This window comes from Mesorhizobium sp. GbtcB19 (genome assembly GCF_019091085.1).
Lineage (GTDB): Bacteria > Pseudomonadota > Alphaproteobacteria > Rhizobiales > Rhizobiaceae > Mesorhizobium.
Window position 1 is genome coordinate 1 of record NZ_JAGXJY010000040.1, and the last position, 15170, is coordinate 15170.

Sequence of the window (15170 nt, forward strand, 5' to 3'; positions counted from 1 at the left end):
GCAAACTTCCTCGGCTTCGTCAAGCTCGCTGCCATCATGCTCTGGCTCAAATAATTAAATTGTCACTACAGCCTAGCTTGCCAATTCAGATCGCCTTCAGCAGCCGCAGCAATCCGAGCATTTCCACGAAAGTGCCTTTGCGGAAGGCGATGTAGGTCGGTTCCTCGACCCCGTGGAAGCGGCGTTTGAAGGCCGCCTGGCCCTGCAGGTTGAAACGCGAGCGGTTGACCCAGGGCGAGTTGTAGGCGCGCTGGAAGGCGCCGCGCCAGAAACCCGATTCGGCAAAGCCGCTGGGCTCGATATCGAGCAGCGGCGAGAGGCCGAGCGTCACCTCGGAGATGCCTTCCTCGCGGAACCGGTCGACGGCGAATTTGGTCAGTCCGATTTCGGCATGCGGCGTCGCGTCGGTCTGCTTGCGCTTGAAGGCGGTGGTGTAGCCGATGACCTTGCCGTCGCGGAAAAGCGGATCGAAGTCGAGGATGGCGAGAAGCCGGCCTTGCGGGCTGTGCAGGAGAAAGCGGCGCATGTCGGCGCCGAGCTCCTCGGAAAAGCGGCGGTTGAGGAAACCCATCTCCCAGCGCTTGATGATGCGCTCCTTGCGCCAGTCGGCGGAAAGCTGGATGATCTCGTCCTGCAGCCCTTCGCCCCTGTCCTCGGCGAGGGTGAAGCCCTTCTTCGTCAGCCAGCGCTCGGAATAGCGCACGGTCTCGTTGCGCTTGCCGGAAAAATCATGCGCCGGCAGCAGCAGCCTGGTGTCGATGCCGAGGCGATTGACCTGGTAACCGAGGCCGGCCAGCACCTTGGCCGTGTCGGCGCCGATCTGAACGAACCAGGGGTTGCCGGCAGCCTCGACGAAGCGCTTGATATAGGCCGGTCGGTCCGCAGGATCGGCCACCGGATCGCCCAGCGCGAAATGGCGGCTCATCTTGGTACCGAAGGCGATATAGCCGTCGCCATCGCTGAAATAGGACAGTTTCTGCTGCACGGCCGTGGAATAGGCGAGCGAGAAATCGCCGTGGCGGCGCACCAGCGCCAGCCGCTCGTCATCGCTCAATTCGCGCCGCGGAACCTTGGGTGCCACGGCGTCGAGAAGCCTGTCGAAGTAGATGCGCAGGGGCGCCATGAGCTCCGCGTGCCAAGAAGTGATGACCTGTCGCCCCCAGGTCGCGAATCGCTGGCGACCGGTCCCCGCCACGTCGCGCAAGCGATATAGGATGCAATTGGCGGCGAATGAAGGGCAAATGTCGGAAAGCGCTTGCTATAGCCTGTCGGCAACCTGACGGGGGGTCTCCAGTGTCGGCTTGATTTTTCCATGCGATGTTATATATCAAGTTATGGTTTTGCGCTGGATAACCCATGGAAGACATCCTTCGATCGCTCGGCTTTCTCTGCCTCGGCAGCCGGATGAAGCGCATCGGTGAGCAATTGCAGGCCGATACGCAGCGCGTGCTCGACCGCCTGGACGTGCGCATCCAGTCGAGCCAGTACCCGCTGCTTGCCGCGCTCGACAGGCTGGGCCCGCAGCCGGTCGGCGAGCTGGCGCAATCGCTGGGCGTCGCGCAGCCGGGCGTGACGCGCAGCTTGGCGCTGCTTGCCGAATTGGGACTGGTCGAGGTCAACCCCGCCGATGACGACCAGCGGCGCCGGATCGTTTCCTTGAGCCGCAACGGAAGGCGGCTGGTCGAGCAAGCCAAGCGCGACGTGTGGCCGAGCATCGAGAATGCCGTCGCCGATCTGTGCGCCGATCTTTCCGGGCCGCTGCTCGGCCAGCTTTCCGCCATCGAGGACCGGCTCGCCGCGACGCCGCTCGACCGTCGCGCCGAAAACATCAAGGTTGCCGTGTCATGAACCACGTGCTCGACCGCCCCATTTGGAGCGCTCTTACAACACGGCACGAAGTCTTCGCGCAAGGCGGCGACCGTGCCAGGCGCTACCGCCCGTCGATCGTTCCTTTCGCCGCCACCGCCGCCGACGACGCGGACAGCCTGCGGGCGTTGGCCGGGCTTCTCCCGCCGCGCGAAACCGCCATCCTGGTCCAGACGGATGAAGTCGCTTTGCCGGCCGAGATTTCCGCGATCTCGACGGCGTCGCTGGTGCAGATGGTCGCGCAACAGCCGACGCCGGCAGTCTCCGATGGGCGTATCCGGCAGCTGACAAAGGACGATGCCGCCGAAATGCTGGCGCTGGCCTCGGTCACCAAGCCTGGCCCCTTCACGCTGGAGGCGCTGAGCCTGGGCGAATTCTGGGGCATCGACATCGACGGCAGGCTGGCGGCGATGGCCGGCGAGCGCATGAAGCAGCCCGGCTACAGCGAAGTCAGCGGCGTGTGCACGCATCCGGACTTTCGCGGCGGCGGCCTTGCGCGGCTGCTGTCGTTGTTCGTGGCAGGCAGGATCGCGGCACGCGGCGAGGTTCCTTACCTTCACGCCTATGACAGCAACGCGGCGGCGATCACGCTCTACGAGAGAATCGGCTTCCGTTTGAGAACCACCCTGAACATGGCCGTGGTTCAGCGCGCTGGGTAATTGACCCAGGAGATTGGCTCGAAGCGCCGTGACTTCGTCATCCACGGCCGGAGCGGGAGCGAAGCGGACGCGTAGACCCGAGGATCCATTCCGTGACTTCAAAGCGTCGCGACGGTGCGGAATTCTACCCCGCCGCGCCCTGTGATCGCGGTCACGGAATGGATCCCGGGGTCTTCGCGACGCCGCTGCGCGGCTGCTTCACCCTGGGATGACGATGTTGGGGAGGCTTGCGACGACCCGCGACGTTAGCGATCCTTCGCGCCCCCCTCTGTCCTGCCGGACATCTCCCCCGCGAGGGGGAAGATTGGCAGCTTCCGCGCTGCTCCTAAACCGCGATCTTGCCGCCGCCCTGCCTGGTGATGGCGACGACGGACGGACGCACCGGCATGTCCGGCTTGAAGTCCGGCCAGCGGGTCGACGGATCCTCGTAATAGGAAGGACGGCCGAAGCCTTCCCAATCCTCGCCGCCATCGCCCGGATGCTGGACGGCGACGAAAGCCGTCCGGTCGTCCGGCGCGAAGAGCGGGCCGCACATTTCGGCGCCGATCGGCACGCGGAAGAACAGCTTTGACGTCGCCCGCGCGGCGCCCTCGGTATCGACCGCCCAGAGGCCGTCGGTACGGCCGGTGGCCTTCGGGCCCTGGCCGTCGGTGGCGACCCACAGGCGCCCGGCGGAATCGACGGCGCAATTGTCCGGCATGCCGAACCAGCCATGGGCGGTGGTCGCGGTCGAGAAGGTGGCACCGACATCGGCCACCTTCGGATCGCCGCATTTCAGCAGCACTTCCCACTTGCCCTTGGTAGCGGCGAAGTCGCCACCTTCCTCGACGATCTCGATGATGTGGCCGAAGGCATTCGCCGCGCGCGGATTGGCGGCGTCGACCTGCTCGGCCTTGCGCTTGGAATTGTTGGTCAGCATCACATAGACCTTGCCGTTGCCGGCATTGGGCTGGATGTCCTCCGGCCTGTCCATCTTGGTGGCGCCGAGCAGGTCGGCGGCGCGGCGCGTCTCGATCAGCACGTCGGCCTGGGAAGCAAAGCCGTTCTCGGCCGTCAGCGGCGCCTTCCCGAACTCGATCGGCATCCATTCGACCGAGCCGTCCTCGGCGAACTTCGCGACATGCAGCGTGCCGTCGTCGAGCAGGTTCATGTTGGCGGCGCGGTCGTTCGGATTGAAAGTGCCCTTGGTGACGAATTTGTAGACATAGTCGAAGCGCTCGTCGTCGCCGAGATAGAAGACGACGCGGCCATCCCTGGCGACGATCGACTCGGCGCCCTCATGCTTGAAGCGGCCCATGGCGGTGCGTTTCCTCGGTGTCGAGGTCGGATCGTTGACGTCGACCTCGACTATCCAGCCAAACCGATTCGGCTCGTTCGGCTCCTTGGCGAGGTTGAAGCGGTCGTAATGCGCGCCCCATTCATAGGCGCCTTCCGGGATGCCGAGGCGCTTGTAGTTGGCGGCTTCCTTATGGCCCTCCGGCAATTCGCCCGAGAAATAGCCGTGGATGTTTTCCTCGGCCATCACATAGGTGCCCCAGGGCGTGACGCCGCCGGCGCAATTGTTGAGGGTGCCGATGACCTTGGTGCCGGACGGATCGGCATTGGTCTTGACGCGGTCATGGCCGGCGACCGGGCCGGACAGCGCCATCTCGGTGGTGGACATGATGCGGCGGTTGAGCTTGCCGTCGCGCACGACCTGCCATTTGCCGCCATCCTTGCGGATCTCGACGATGGTGCCGCCATGGGCGGCCATCTCGACATCGACCTGCTCCTTCGAGAGCGGCGCGACCTCGGCGGCCTTCTTGCCGTCCTTCTCGACGATCGAAACGATGCCCGGGAACATCAGATGCGGGTTGGTGTATTCGTGGTTGACGACCAAGAGGCCATGCTCGGCCGAGCCGTTGATCGGAATGAAGCCGACATAGTCGTTGTTGTAGCCGAACTGTTTTGCCTGGGCTTCGGCCGACTGCTTCGTCGGATCGAATTCCGGCGAATCGGCAAACAGCGGGTCGCCCCAACGCAGCAGCACGTCGGCATCATAGCCCGGCGCGACATGGTGCTTGTCGTCGATGCCGGCCTCTAGCTCGTCGAACTTGAAGGCCGAGGCCTCAGCAGCGCGCGCCTCGCCGGCGGCGATCAGCGCCAGCGGGCTGACGGTGGCGGCAATTGCCGAGACGGCCAGCGAGCCCATCAGGAAGCCGCGGCGCGAGAAACGCGCGGCGATGATCTCGCCCATGGTGCGGTTGTCCGTCGGGTTGACGGGCGGGCCGTCGTTTTCCTCGAGCTGGCTGGTGCGGAAGCGGGTTTCAGGGGTGCCGGTCATGGGTGTTCCTCTGGCTTCATGAGGTGGCTGGGGATTTTGACCTTTTGACCCCTAAAGCGCGCCGATCACATTTTCGTGACATCTCCGTGATCGACCCGCAAGAGTTCTTTGCCGGCTGAAGAGTTAGCCAGCCGCCTTCAGCCCCTGTGGGCGCGCATCGCCACCGCGATCGGCTTGACGGCTTCACCCGCTTGCGAAACAAGGGCTGCGGTCGGCGTGGCGCCAGCGCTTCAAAGGGGATGGCAAGGTGAGTTTCTGGGGACTGGCGCAGCTCGGCATCTCGACCGTGATGTTCCTGCTGGCGGCGACGGCGGCCAAGCAATGGGGGCTGGCGCCGAGCCTGGCCAAGCTCCTTGTGACGCTGGCGCTCTATTCCGCCGGCAATCTGATCATGCTGAGGCTGGTGCGCGAGTTCGGCATGTCGGTGTCGTTCAGCCTGTCGGCGGTGATCCAGCTGGTGGCGGTGAACGTCGTGGCGATCGCCTTCTTCGGCGAACGCCTCAATGCCTTCCAGGCGACAGGCATGGTGCTGGCGATCGCCGCGGTCGCGCTGATCACGCTCGGGCCCTATATGCAGAAGCTCTAGGCATTCTTGGGCTCCTGATGAAGTCTTCGATCGACACGTTCCTCAGCAAGCTGGAATTCCCCTTGCTTCTGGCCGGGCTGGTGATCGCCGGCGGGATGTGGGGGTTCGTGGAATTGGTGGAAGCCGCGCGCGCGACGACGCCACATGCTTTCGACACAGAGATCCTGCTCGCTTTCCGCCATGCGGGACAGCCGGACAGTCCGATCGGTCCGCCATGGCTGCAGGGCGCCGTTCGCGATATCACCGCCCTCGGCAGCACAATTGTGCTGGTCCTGATCACGACGGCAGCCATCTTGTACCTGCTGTTGATCCGCAGGCCGGGAACGGCGCTGTTCGTCTTTGCCGCCATAGCCGGCGGACAGGTGCTTTCCAGTCTGCTCAAGCTCGAAGTCGACCGGCCACGGCCGGACCTCGTCTCGCACCTGGTCGACGAGACGTCGCTGTCCTTTCCAAGCGGACACGCCATGCTGTCGGCGGTGGTCTATCTGACGCTCGGCTCTTTGGCCGCGCGCTTCCTGCCGGACCGCAGGACGAAGATCTTCGTGCTCTGCCTCGCCGTACTGATCACCGTGCTGGTCGGCACCAGCCGTGTCTATCTCGGGGTGCACTGGCCATCCGACGTGCTTGCCGGCTGGTGCGCGGGCTTTGCCTGGGCCATGCTATGCTGGCTCTCGGCGCGGCTGCTGCAGCGACGCAAGATGGCGGCGGACAGCGACTGATCGATGTTTTGCGCATCGAAATTGATGCTTGAGACATTGTAATATTTATAATATGCATCTTCAATACCTTTCAAAGACGGATTCCGGCCGATGATCACTGCCGCACAGATGCGCGCCGCGCGGGCGTTGACCGGCATCGACCAGAAGACGCTCGCCGAGCGGGCCGGTGTCTCGCTTCCGACGATCCAGCGCATGGAAGCGAGCGACGGCGTGGTCAGAGGCGTGGTCGACACGCTGATGAAGGTCATCCAGGCGCTCGACGCGGTCGGCGTGGAGCTGATCGGCGAGAACCAGACCAGCGAGCGCGGCGGCAGGGGCGTGCGCCTCAAGGCCGGCGCGGCGAACCCGCAAGGCTAAGTCGCTGCCCTATCGACCCGAAACCGGCATCGCGGCAAACCTGTCGGCAGCGGGATGTTGCCTCAAACCGCCGCTTCGATCGGCTCGGCGAGTTTCGGGTTGGCGCGCGCGGCGATCAAGCAGCCGGCGACAATGAGACAGGCGCCGGCCAGCGTCGTCCAGGCCACGTCCTCGCCGAAGAAGAACCAGCCGAGCGCGATCGCCCAGATGAAGGCCGAATATTCGGTCGGGATCAGATATTGCGCTTCGGCGCGGGCGTAGGACCAGCTCATCAGGAATTGCCCGGCAAGCGACAGCAGTGCCACTCCGACCAAGGGAAGCCAAAGGTCGCTTGGCAGCGCGACGGCGAGCCAGGGCGCGGCGCAACCAAGGATGATCCCGACGAAGATATTCTGGAACAGCATGATCTCGACCGGCTTGGCCAAAAGCGCCTGCTGCCGGGCGAGGATCAGATTGTAGCCATAGAAAACCGTCGATACGAGCACAGCGACCGTGCCCAAAAGGGCATCCTGCGAATGGCCCGCCTGCCCGAACTGGCCGGCCAAAATGATCGCTACGCCGGCGATGCCCGCAAGCGACGCCCACACCGCCTGCCGCCTGATGCGCTCGCCCAGCAACAAAGCGGCGAGAAACAGCGCAAACAGCGGCGCGACGAAGCTCAGCCCGATCGCTTCCGCGAGCGGCAGCCTGGCGAGACCCCAGAAGAACGAGACCAGGACGATGCCGACAATCGCGGCGCGCAGCGCATGCAGACCGAGCACCGCAAGGCTCGGCTTCGAGCGCGGCCCGGCCGACCAGGCCGCGCCCGCGACCAAGATCGCCACCATGCTGCGCCACAGCACCGTGTTGTAGACACCGACCGCGATGACCAGGGACTTCATCGCCGCGTCCATGCCCGACAACAGGAAGATCGCCAGCGCGCAGACGAGCACCGGGACCATCGGGGAAACGGCGCCGTTCAAGCTGGATGTCTTAGCGGCTTCGCTCATGGTTGCCGGATATCCCGGAGCGAGCGACTGATCCAGATGGCAGCGCCGTCGATATGGCGGTCCAATCCCGGCCGGCGTCGTTTCCGCCGCGAGGGTTGTCAGTCGAGGCTCAGCGCCGCGACCTCGCCCTCGCCCATCAACGGCACATAGATGGTCGCCTTGCCGTCCGTTCCGATATCGGCGCTGCCCGGCTTGAACTGCGCTATCACCGTCGGCGCGCCGCCTGTTTTGTAGCTGTACAGCGTGCCGGTCATATAGGCAGTGGCGTAGATGGTGTCGCCGATGGCGACGACGCCGTCGAGATCGGCGAATTTCTGGGCGCCGGGCAGCGGCGTGACCGTCTTCGTGGCGAGGTCGACCGACAGCAGGCCGCCGGGCTCCGCGGTGCTGAAGTCTTTTTTGTCGATGCCTTTGCCCCATGACGCCACGATCAGCCTGTCGCCATCGGCGAACACGCCGTTGGGCGAAGCGAGCAACGGATCCTTGACGAACAGCTCCGGCCTGTCGCCGTCGATGCGGTAGATGGTGTCGGCCAGCATGTCGCTGACATAGACCTTGCCGGCGCTGTCCTGCGTCATATCGTTGAGGAACACGGCGCCCGGCACCTCGATGGTCTCGACCAGCTTGCCGCTGGCGAGATCGACGACGCGGACGTTGGTGATGTCGGCGGCGTAGAGCTTGCCGCCGGCGATCGCCATGCCCTTGGGCGCGTCCATGCCGCCCACCCAGTGGCGGGCGATGACCTTGCCGTCCATCGACAGCAGCGACAGGTAGCCATTGCCGTCTGCCGCGCCGGGATTGCCGACGATGTTGGAGACGACGATGCGGTTGTTGGCGGCGTCGACAAGGGCCGATTCCGGCCGCTCGAACCCGGTGGCGCGCCAGAGCTCGCCAGCCTGCGCGGCAGACACAGCGGCGGCGGCAGCGGCGAAGACGGTTGAAGCGATGAGACGTTTCATGGGTGCTCTCCTGTGGTGATGGCGGAGAGCTAGGATTTTCGATACTTCTCTGGAAGCCGGAACGGCGCTAGTATCGCTTTTCGATACCAAATCGCAGGAATGAGGCGCAGTCCATGAACGGTCCGATCTTCGAGGCGCTGAAACGGACGCTGAAGGCCAAGGGCCTGACCTATCGGACGCTGGCCGAACGCATGGGCGTTTCCGAACCGACGGTGAAGCGCATCTTCCATGAACAGAATTGCAAGCTCGACCGGCTGATGGAGATTTGCGCCGCGGCCGAAGTCGAGCTGGAGAACGTGCTCGGCGCGATGAACCGTGGACCGGGACCGGCCAACCGCGTCGGGCCGGAGATCGAACGCAGGCTGGCGGCGCGGCCGGCGCTGCTCTTCGTCTTCATCATGCTGTCGGAGAAATTCACACCCGAAGGCATCATGCGCTCGCAAGGCTTGAGCGAGGCGTCGATGTTCCTCTATCTGCGCGACCTCGAGGAGCTCGGCCTTGTGGCGTTGGGGCGCGGGCTGTCGGCAAGGCTGCTCGTCGACACGCCGATCCAGTGGGATTTCGAGGGGCCGCTGAAGCCGCATTTCGAGATGACCAACAAGAATTTTGTCGGCTGGGCGCTCGGGCACATGGAAGACGCCGCGACCTTCATCAGCTTTTCCAGGCGCATGCGGCCGGAAACGGCGGAGATGCTGCGTCGCGAGGCCGAGGAGCTCGCCGAACGCGCCAGGCTGCTTGCCCATCACGACCAGCACACCACGCCGGAGGACCAGCTTACCGGCTACAAATGGACCTTTGCCTTCGGCGCGACGCCGTTTCCGGCGATCATGCCGATCGGGCCGCATCCGCGGGATGCGGGTGCGAGGGCGGAGAGCGGCGCGAAAGGGCGCCGTCCGCTGCCGGCGTAGCGCCTTCTTCTTCTCCCCTTGTGGGAGAAGGTGGATCGGCGCGTAGCGCCGAGACGGATGAGGGGTGCTCCAGCTTGGCCGAAGCGCTCGTCCAAAGCCGCAATCGCCAACGCCTCATTCCCTGGAACACCCCTCATCCGTCGCCTTCGGCGACACCTTCTCCCCCAAGGGGAGAAGGTGAAGCGCCGCGCTAAGCCGCCTTCGCTTCTTCCTGGGGTCCGGCGAGGTCGTCGCGCGCCTTGCGGGCCAATCTTTTGGCCGAGCGTTTCGGGCTGTCGCCGAACAGGTCGGTGGCGCCGGCGAGGCAGGCCTTGATCAGGCCCTTTTCGGAGCGCTTCAACAGCTTGCGCAGAAGCCTGGTCTCATCGGCAGGGCCGAGCGGCTCGCCTTCGGCGTCGAGCAGCGCGCGCATGACGAAGACGTCGTGCAACTCACCAAGCTGTTCGCCGAGCTTGTCGACCGCCTTGCGGCGTGCCTTGATCGGCGTCGGCCACAAGCGGCCGAGCAAGGACAGATGCATGGAATGCGTCTTGGCCGCCTTGCGCAGGTCGTGAAAATCCTCGTCCTCGCCGCGCGCCTCGGCCTTGTCCAGCGCCTTCTTCGCCCGCCGCAAGGTGGCGCGGGCGCCGTCGGCCAATATGTCGGCGGCCTGCTCCGGCTGGTCGGGCAGCGCCAGCCTGCCGATGCGCTCCAGGCCTTCCTGGCAAGCCGCCACGGCCGCATTGATGGCGGCGTCGAGGCCGGGACCGGCATGAAGCTCATGCTGGCGCAGCACCAGCCGCTCGCGCACCGGGTCGAGGCCGCCGCCGGCCGATTGTTCCGGAAAGGCGTCGGCGAGGCGGTCGACGGTTTCGATTAAGGCGGTCGCCTCGCGCGGGCCGGCCAGCAGCGCCGAAACCTGCTTGTAGCATTCGTTTTCAGTCTGGCAGAACGGTTCGTCCCCGGAACGAACCAGGCGCAGCAAGGCGCGCACGCTTTTCAGCCGCTTGCGGCATTTGTGCAGCCCCTGCTCCGGCTTATCGCGCGCCGTCTCGAGATGGCCTACAGCCTTGCCGATCTCGTCGGCCAATATGCGCCTGACCTCGCCGGTCAAGGGCAAGCGCGGATCGATGCGGAAGCTCATGCGGCGATCTCCGGAATCCCCCCGAGGGCCAGCGACGCGTTGTAAAACCTCGACTCGCCGGTGACCTCGCGACCGAGCCAGTCGGGCAGCATTTCGTCAGATACGTCCTCCGGCGTCTCCAGCTCCGCGACCATCAAACCCGCGAGCTTGCCGCCGAACACATCGACTTCATAGAGATAGCCGCGGTGTCTAACATGGTGGCGTGTCTTCTCGATGACACGTCCGACGGCAAACGCCATCAATTCCTCGGCCTCGGCGAGCGGGATGGAATATTCGAATTCGTCGCGCTCGCGCGCCCGGTCGCCGAACTTCAGCGTCAGCTTGGCGGAGCGCCCGTCCGAGATGCGCACACGCACCGTGCGGCCGGGCTGGGCGGCGACATAGAACTGACGAATGCGGATCTCCGCCTCGACACCGTCGCGCCAGGCTGAGCTGGAGACCAGGAACTTGCGCTCGACTTCCTTGCCCATGGCCGGGCACTAAAGCCTGTGAGGATCGAGAAGGCAAGCCGACTCAGAAGTCAAATTTGACTTTAATCAATCGATTGATTAAACTTCGAGCATGAACAAGCAACCAGGCGTAGAAAAGCGGCAACGCGAGGCCACCACCGCCGATCAAACGCGCGCGGCGTTGGTGCATGCGGCGCTAAAGCTGTTCGGGCGGCAAGGTTTCGACGGCACGTCGACGCGCCAGATCGCGGCGGAGGCCAAGGCCAATATCGGCTCGATCGCCTATCATTTCGGCGGCAAGGAAGGCCTGCGCGCCGCGGCCGCCGACCATATCGTCGAGACGATACAGGGGATCGCCGGGCAGGCGCTGGGCAGTGCCTCCGCGCCCCTCACCCCGCAGGCCGCCCGGGCGCAGCTTTTCGCCGCGCTGGAGCGGATGGTGGGCTTCGTGGTGGCCAGTCCGCAGGCCGGCGAGATCGTACAGTTCGTACTTCGCGAGCTCTCGCATCCGACCGCCGCGCTCGACCGCATCTATGCCGGCGTGTTCGAGCCGACGCACCGGCGGCTGTGCCAGATATGGGAGCAGGCAACCGGCGAGCCGGCCGAGAGCGAGGCAACCCGGCTTACCGTTTTCACGTTGATCGGTCAGGTCATCTATTTCCGCATCGGCCGCGAGGCGGTGATGCGCCGGATGGGCTGGCGCGAGATCGGCAATGCCGAAGCCACAAAGGTGGTGACGGTCGCCACCGGCAACCTCAGGGCAATGCTGGCAGCGCGCGATGCGCGCGCCGGCAAGAAGGGCAAATCATGAGCTTTCTCTGTTCGCTACCGCTCGCGGCCCAGCTGTTCGGCGCCTGCGCGCCGGCCGCACCCTTGGCCGTCGGCTATGTCGAGGGCGAATATGTGCTGATGGCGCCGATCGAAGTGGCCCAGGTGGCGACGGTGACGGTCAGGCGCGGCGACCGCGTCGAGACCGGCGCGGCGGTGGCGACGCTCGAAGATGCCGACGCCAAGATCGAGGTGGCGCAGGCTGAAGCCGCGCTTGCGCAGGCACAGGCGCAGCTTGCCGACCTGCAGGTGGGCAAGCGTTCGGAAGAGATCGCCGTGCTCAAGGCCGAGGTCGACATGGCAAAAGCCCAGGCCGCCGACGCCAAGCGCAAATATGATCGCGCCAGCGACCTCTATAGACGCGGCACCGGTACGCAGGCCGATTACGACACCGCCTCGGCCTCGCTGGAGACGGCCAATGCCCAGGTCGGCCAGGCGGAGGCCAACCTCGCGGTCGGCAACCTGCCGGCGCGGCCCGAGACCATCAAGGCCGCCGACAATCAGGTCAAGCAGGCGCAGTCTACCCTGGAGCAGGCTGAGTGGCGGCTGTCGAAGCGGGTGCTGACCGCGCCCTCCCCCGGCCGCGTCAACGACGTCATCCGCAATCCCGGCGACACGGCCGGGCCAACCGCGCCGGTGATCTCGATGCTGCCGGACGGCGCCGTGAAGCTCAGCGTCTATGTGCCGGAAAGCGCGTTTTCGTCGGTCAAGGTCGGCACCGAGCTCAACGTCCATTGCGACGGCTGCGGGACCGGGCTCAAGGCGCGCGTCAGCTATGTCTCGCCCGATCCCGAATTCACGCCGCCGGTGATCTACTCGCTCGAGAACCGGCAGAAGCTGGTCTATCTGGTCGAGGCGCGGCCGGACGGCAATGCCGGACCGCTGCAGCCCGGCCAGATCGTCGACGTCGACTTGGCTGACCTCGGGGCGGATCTGCGGAAATGAACGCCATCGACGTTCGCGGCCTGGTCAAGCGCTTCGGCGACAAGACCGTCGTCGACCATGTGACGATGACGGTTGCCGAGGGCGAGATCGTCGGCTTCCTCGGGCCGAACGGCTCGGGCAAGACGACGACCATCCGCATCATGTGCGGGCTGCTTACGCCTGACGAAGGCGACGGCACGGTGCTCGGTTTCGACATCCGCACCGACGCGCTCAAGATCAAGCGCGAAGTCGGCTACATGACGCAGAAATTCTCGTTCTACGAGGATCTGACGATCGGCGAGAATCTCGAATTCGTGGCGCGGCTCTACCGGCTGAGGCCGGTCGAGCAATATGTGGCCAAGACGCTGGAAGAGCTCGGTCTGGCGAGCCGCCGCAACCAGCTGGCCGGGACGCTTTCCGGCGGCTGGAAACAGCGGCTGGCGCTGGCCGCCTGCATCATGCACAAGCCGAAGCTGTTGCTGCTCGACGAGCCGACGGCCGGCGTCGACCCGAAGGCGCGGCGCGAGTTCTGGGACGAGATCCATCGGCTGGCCGGCGGCGGGCTGACGGTGCTGGTCTCCACCCACTATATGGACGAGGCCGAGCGCTGCCACCGCATCAGCTACATCTCCTACGGCAAGATGCTCGCCACCGGCACGGTGGACGAGGTGGTGAAAAATGCCGGGCTGACCACCTTCGTGCTGCAGGGGCCGCGCCTCGACCAGGTGGCCGAGGCGCTGCAGGGCCGGCCGGGCGTCGACCAGGTGGCGCCGTTCGGCGCCACGCTGCATGTCGTCGGCTCCGACAAGGCGGCGCTCGAAAAGGCGCTCGCCGATGTCGAGAAGGAGCACAAGGGCGTCACGGTGAAGCCCGGTGAGACCAGCCTGGAGGATGTGTTCATCCAGTTCATGTCCGGCTCGAAGGACAATATGGCATGAACGCGGTCTTCTCCTTCGCCAGGCTGGGCGCGCTGCTGATCAAGGAATTCATCCAGATGCGGCGCGACCGCATCACCTTCGCCATGATGCTCGGCGTGCCGCTGATCCAGCTGGTGCTGTTCGGCTATGCGATCAACAACGACCCGAAGAGCCTGCCGGCGGCCTTGGTGGCGACGAGCAGCGACCCCTACACACGGGCCATGGTCTCGGCGCTGCAGACCACCGGCTACTACCGCTTCGACCATGTCGCGCAAAGTGCCGAGGAAGCCGAGTTCCTGATGGCGCGCGGCGATGTCGCCTTCGTCGTCACCATTCCAGCCGACTTCGCGCGCCGGGTCGAGCGCGGCGACAACCCGCAGATCCTGATCGAGGCCGACGCCACCGACCCGGCGGTGGCCAGCGGCGCGATCTCGACGCTGAGCACCGTCGCCGGCCAGGCGCTGCTCAGGGCGCAGGGCACCGAGGAGACCGCCAAGGAAGCGGCACGCGGCCAGCTCGATGTCGTCGTGCACCGGCGCTACAATCCTGAAGGCATCTCGCAATACAACATCGTTCCCGGACTGCTCGGCGTCATCCTGCAGATGACGATGGTGATGATGACCTCGATCGCGCTGACGCGCGAGACCGAGCGCGGCACGATGGAGAACCTGCTGGCCATGCCGTCGAGCCCGCTGGAGATCATGATGGGCAAGGTGCTGCCTTACCTCGTGGTCGGCGCCGTGCAGGTGGTGGTGGTGCTGGCGGCGGCGAAGCTTCTGTTTGCCATTCCCTTCATGGGATCGCTGTCGCTGCTTCTGTCGGCGGTGCTGGTGTTCGTGCTGGCGCTGGTGCTGCTCGGTTACACGATCTCGACGATCGCCCGCACGCAGATGCAGGCGCTGCAGCTCACTTTCTTCTTCTTCCTGCCCTCGATCATGTTGTCGGGCTTCATGTTCCCCTATCGCGGCATGCCGGGCTGGGCGCAGATTTTCGGCGAGATCTTTCCGCTGACGCATTTCCTGCGCATCACCCGCGCGGTCATGCTGAAGGGCGCGGAGCTTCCGGCGGTGGCGACGGAGATCGGCTGGCTGGTGGTGTTCGTGGCGTTGTTTGCCGGCGTGGCCCTGGTGCGGTTCCGGCGCACGCTGGATTAGCGTGGACTCTTTAGCACGCAGCCAAATTCGGATTGATGCGAGTTTGACGAACGCCAGGTAGTTGGCTGCGAGCTGTCATATCGGGTTGCAACGCGCCGACATTGCTTGATCTTGTTGAAGAACCGTTCGATCAAGTTGCGCGCACGATACAGATACGGGCTGAAGCAGATCGGGTCTTTGCGATTTCGTTTCGGCGGTATATTCGCCCATGCTCCTTGCTGGCGGGCAAGCTCCCTGATCCAATCTGCGTCGTAATCCGCGATCCGCGAGTAACATCGTTTGTGGAAGCAAGGCGCTGAGGAGAACCGAACACTGGCGCGACCCGGTCGCGAATGACCCGACTCCGACATTGGCGGCTTGTTCTTGAGCCCATTGGGGCGCCGTTTCCGCTCACTAATGGGGAAGACTC

Annotated in this window: 16 protein-coding genes and 1 pseudogene; 10 read left to right on the forward strand and 7 right to left on the reverse strand. The window is 65.0% G+C overall.

The window, feature by feature from the left end:
• Positions 1-85: 85 nt before the first annotated feature.
• Positions 86-1123 (reverse strand): phosphatidylglycerol lysyltransferase domain-containing protein, encoded by a 1038-nt coding sequence (locus KVT37_RS31045; protein ID WP_217578837.1) that lies wholly within the window; start codon positions 1121-1123, stop codon positions 86-88.
• A gap of 233 nt (positions 1124-1356) precedes the next feature.
• Between KVT37_RS31045 and KVT37_RS31050 the strand changes: the two genes are divergently transcribed.
• Positions 1357-1848: a MarR family winged helix-turn-helix transcriptional regulator gene (locus KVT37_RS31050; RefSeq protein ID WP_217578838.1), complete on the forward strand. Its 492-nt coding sequence runs from the start codon at positions 1357-1359 to the stop codon at positions 1846-1848.
• A complete protein-coding gene (locus tag KVT37_RS31055) occupies positions 1845-2525 on the forward strand; it encodes a GNAT family N-acetyltransferase (RefSeq protein ID WP_217578839.1) in 681 nt (226 codons plus the stop codon). The genes KVT37_RS31050 and KVT37_RS31055 overlap by 4 nt, the downstream gene beginning before the upstream one ends.
• 325 nt (positions 2526-2850) lie before the next feature.
• Here KVT37_RS31055 and KVT37_RS31060 read toward each other — a convergent pair whose 3' ends face one another.
• Positions 2851-4848, reverse strand: a complete 1998-nt coding sequence (locus KVT37_RS31060) for a PhoX family phosphatase (RefSeq protein WP_217578840.1) — start codon at positions 4846-4848, stop codon at positions 2851-2853.
• Positions 4849-5095: 247 nt separating this feature from the next.
• On the opposite strand from KVT37_RS31060, the gene KVT37_RS31065 reads away from it, so the two are divergent.
• From KVT37_RS31065 to KVT37_RS31075, 3 genes are all read left to right on the forward strand, one after another.
• Positions 5096-5434: a hypothetical protein gene (locus KVT37_RS31065; RefSeq protein ID WP_217578841.1), complete on the forward strand. Its 339-nt coding sequence runs from the start codon at positions 5096-5098 to the stop codon at positions 5432-5434.
• A 17-nt stretch (positions 5435-5451) separates the two neighbouring features.
• The gene (locus KVT37_RS31070) at positions 5452-6153 is read left to right on the forward strand and encodes a phosphatase PAP2 family protein (RefSeq protein WP_217578842.1); all 702 of its coding nucleotides are present in this window, start codon (positions 5452-5454) and stop codon (positions 6151-6153) included.
• A 90-nt stretch (positions 6154-6243) separates the two neighbouring features.
• Entirely contained in the window at positions 6244-6510 is a 267-nt protein-coding gene (locus tag KVT37_RS31075; protein ID WP_217578843.1) for a helix-turn-helix domain-containing protein, read from the forward strand.
• A gap of 62 nt (positions 6511-6572) precedes the next feature.
• Here the strand turns inward: KVT37_RS31075 and KVT37_RS31080 are convergent, their stop codons facing one another.
• Positions 6573-7499: a DMT family transporter gene (locus tag KVT37_RS31080; RefSeq protein WP_217578844.1), complete on the reverse strand. Its 927-nt coding sequence runs from the start codon at positions 7497-7499 to the stop codon at positions 6573-6575.
• Positions 7500-7597: 98 nt separating this feature from the next.
• Positions 7598-8458 carry an SMP-30/gluconolactonase/LRE family protein gene (locus tag KVT37_RS31085; protein ID WP_217578845.1) on the reverse strand — a complete coding sequence of 287 codons (861 nt, stop codon included), beginning with the start codon at positions 8456-8458 and terminating at the stop codon, positions 7598-7600.
• Between the two features lie 113 nt (positions 8459-8571).
• On the opposite strand from KVT37_RS31085, the gene KVT37_RS31090 reads away from it, so the two are divergent.
• The gene (locus tag KVT37_RS31090) at positions 8572-9366 is read left to right on the forward strand and encodes a helix-turn-helix transcriptional regulator (protein WP_217578846.1); all 795 of its coding nucleotides are present in this window, start codon (positions 8572-8574) and stop codon (positions 9364-9366) included.
• Positions 9367-9556: 190 nt separating this feature from the next.
• Here the strand turns inward: KVT37_RS31090 and KVT37_RS31095 are convergent, their stop codons facing one another.
• Both KVT37_RS31095 and KVT37_RS31100 read right to left on the reverse strand, forming a co-directional pair.
• Positions 9557-10489, reverse strand: a complete 933-nt coding sequence (locus KVT37_RS31095) for a CHAD domain-containing protein (RefSeq protein WP_217578847.1) — start codon at positions 10487-10489, stop codon at positions 9557-9559.
• Complete coding sequence (locus KVT37_RS31100; RefSeq protein ID WP_217578848.1) at positions 10486-10959, reverse strand: CYTH domain-containing protein; 474 nt, start codon at positions 10957-10959, stop codon at positions 10486-10488. The genes KVT37_RS31095 and KVT37_RS31100 overlap by 4 nt, the downstream gene beginning before the upstream one ends.
• Positions 10960-11050: 91 nt before the next feature.
• On the opposite strand from KVT37_RS31100, the gene KVT37_RS31105 reads away from it, so the two are divergent.
• The 4 genes from KVT37_RS31105 to KVT37_RS31120 are packed head-to-tail and all read left to right on the forward strand — an operon-like array spanning position 11051 to position 14761.
• Positions 11051-11749, forward strand: coding sequence for a CerR family C-terminal domain-containing protein (locus KVT37_RS31105; RefSeq protein WP_217578849.1), 699 nt, complete (start codon positions 11051-11053; stop codon positions 11747-11749).
• Positions 11746-12711, forward strand: coding sequence for an HlyD family secretion protein (locus KVT37_RS31110; protein WP_217578850.1), 966 nt, complete (start codon positions 11746-11748; stop codon positions 12709-12711). Before KVT37_RS31105 ends, KVT37_RS31110 begins: the two co-directional genes overlap by 4 nt.
• Complete coding sequence (locus tag KVT37_RS31115; protein WP_217578851.1) at positions 12708-13628, forward strand: ABC transporter ATP-binding protein; 921 nt, start codon at positions 12708-12710, stop codon at positions 13626-13628. Before KVT37_RS31110 ends, KVT37_RS31115 begins: the two co-directional genes overlap by 4 nt.
• Positions 13625-14761, forward strand: coding sequence for an ABC transporter permease (locus KVT37_RS31120; RefSeq protein WP_217578852.1), 1137 nt, complete (start codon positions 13625-13627; stop codon positions 14759-14761). The genes KVT37_RS31115 and KVT37_RS31120 overlap by 4 nt, the downstream gene beginning before the upstream one ends.
• 15 nt (positions 14762-14776) lie before the next feature.
• Here the strand turns inward: KVT37_RS31120 and KVT37_RS31125 are convergent.
• A pseudogene (locus tag KVT37_RS31125) lies at positions 14777-14961 on the reverse strand (transposase); the annotation flags it as partial.
• Between the last annotated feature and the right edge of the window lie 209 nt (positions 14962-15170).

Coding starts and splice junctions, on each gene's coding strand:
- KVT37_RS31045 (WP_217578837.1), bottom strand. CDS start 1,123: ATGGCGCCCCTGCGCATCTACTTCGACAGGCTTCTCGACGCCGTGGCA.
- KVT37_RS31050 (WP_217578838.1), top strand. CDS start 1,357: ATGGAAGACATCCTTCGATCGCTCGGCTTTCTCTGCCTCGGCAGCCGG.
- KVT37_RS31055 (WP_217578839.1), top strand. CDS start 1,845: ATGAACCACGTGCTCGACCGCCCCATTTGGAGCGCTCTTACAACACGG.
- KVT37_RS31060 (WP_217578840.1), bottom strand. CDS start 4,848: ATGACCGGCACCCCTGAAACCCGCTTCCGCACCAGCCAGCTCGAGGAA.
- KVT37_RS31070 (WP_217578842.1), top strand. CDS start 5,452: ATGAAGTCTTCGATCGACACGTTCCTCAGCAAGCTGGAATTCCCCTTG.
- KVT37_RS31075 (WP_217578843.1), top strand. CDS start 6,244: ATGATCACTGCCGCACAGATGCGCGCCGCGCGGGCGTTGACCGGCATC.
- KVT37_RS31080 (WP_217578844.1), bottom strand. CDS start 7,499: ATGAGCGAAGCCGCTAAGACATCCAGCTTGAACGGCGCCGTTTCCCCG.
- KVT37_RS31085 (WP_217578845.1), bottom strand. CDS start 8,458: ATGAAACGTCTCATCGCTTCAACCGTCTTCGCCGCTGCCGCCGCCGCT.
- KVT37_RS31090 (WP_217578846.1), top strand. CDS start 8,572: ATGAACGGTCCGATCTTCGAGGCGCTGAAACGGACGCTGAAGGCCAAG.
- KVT37_RS31095 (WP_217578847.1), bottom strand. CDS start 10,489: ATGAGCTTCCGCATCGATCCGCGCTTGCCCTTGACCGGCGAGGTCAGG.
- KVT37_RS31100 (WP_217578848.1), bottom strand. CDS start 10,959: ATGGGCAAGGAAGTCGAGCGCAAGTTCCTGGTCTCCAGCTCAGCCTGG.
- KVT37_RS31105 (WP_217578849.1), top strand. CDS start 11,051: ATGAACAAGCAACCAGGCGTAGAAAAGCGGCAACGCGAGGCCACCACC.
- KVT37_RS31110 (WP_217578850.1), top strand. CDS start 11,746: ATGAGCTTTCTCTGTTCGCTACCGCTCGCGGCCCAGCTGTTCGGCGCC.
- KVT37_RS31115 (WP_217578851.1), top strand. CDS start 12,708: ATGAACGCCATCGACGTTCGCGGCCTGGTCAAGCGCTTCGGCGACAAG.
- KVT37_RS31120 (WP_217578852.1), top strand. CDS start 13,625: ATGAACGCGGTCTTCTCCTTCGCCAGGCTGGGCGCGCTGCTGATCAAG.